The sequence below is a fragment of the Blautia sp. CAG:237 genome, assembly GCF_000436615.1.
Taxonomy (GTDB): Bacteria; Bacillota; Clostridia; order Lachnospirales; family Lachnospiraceae; genus Blautia_A; species Blautia_A intestinihominis.
In genome coordinates this window covers 1-890 of sequence record NZ_FR886703.1, presented here as the reverse complement: position 1 = coordinate 890, position 890 = coordinate 1, and the positions used below count along the sequence as shown (strand labels likewise).

The 890-nt window shown below is 42.1% G+C and carries 1 protein-coding gene; it reads left to right on the top strand.

Features of this window, described 5'->3' with window-relative positions; translation table 11 throughout:
• The first annotated feature begins 2 nt into the window (after positions 1 to 2).
• Complete coding sequence (locus QZL69_RS03295; RefSeq protein WP_022213797.1) at positions 3 to 875, top strand: carbohydrate ABC transporter permease; 873 nt, start codon at positions 3 to 5, stop codon at positions 873 to 875.
• Positions 876 to 890: the final 15 nt, after the last annotated feature.

The window sequence follows — 890 nt, the reverse complement described above, 5'->3', positions numbered from 1 at the left end:
CATTGATCGCGAAACAGAGAGCTGCCGGATGGATTTTCCTTCTGCCGGCAACACTGATGATCGCAATCATGAGTTTTTATCCAATGATCCGTGCATTTATCATTTCTTTACAGACAGGTGCCGGAGCAAACATGCGGTTCGCAGAACCAATTTTCAGTAACTATCAGCGTATCATGGCTGATAAGGTATTCCAGCAGTCAATTGTCAATACGTTCCTGTATCTGATCATTCAGGTACCGATCATGCTGGTACTCGCAATCTTACTTGCACAGCTGCTCAACAACAAAGACCTGAAATTCAGAGGATTTTTCCGTACATGCGTATTCCTTCCATGTGCAACATCCCTGGTTTCCTATTCCCTGATCTTCCGTTCCATGTTTGCAACAGATGGTCTGATCAACAGTATCCTGATCAAACTTGGAATCTTATCTACCGGCTACAACTTCCTTGGAAACTCCACCAGTGCCAAGATCGTTATCATCATCGCGCTGATCTGGAGATGGACAGGATACAACATGGTATTCTATCTTGCAGGCCTTCAGAATATCGAATATTCTGTATACGAGGCAGCCAAGATCGATGGTGCTAATGGTTGGAAGACTTTCTGGAAGATTACAGTTCCGCTTCTGAAACCGACAATTATCATGACATTTATCATGTCAATCAATGGTACATTACAGTTGTTCGATGAGTCCGTCAACCTGACAAAAGGTGGTCCGGCGAACTCAACGATCACAATGTCCCATTATGTTTACAATACATGTTTTATCAACGTACCGAATTTTGGATATGCATCAGCAATGTCATTCCTTATATTCATTATGGTAGCTGTACTTGCATTTATCAACTTGAAAGTAGGTGATACACGTGACTAAGAAAAACAAATCAGC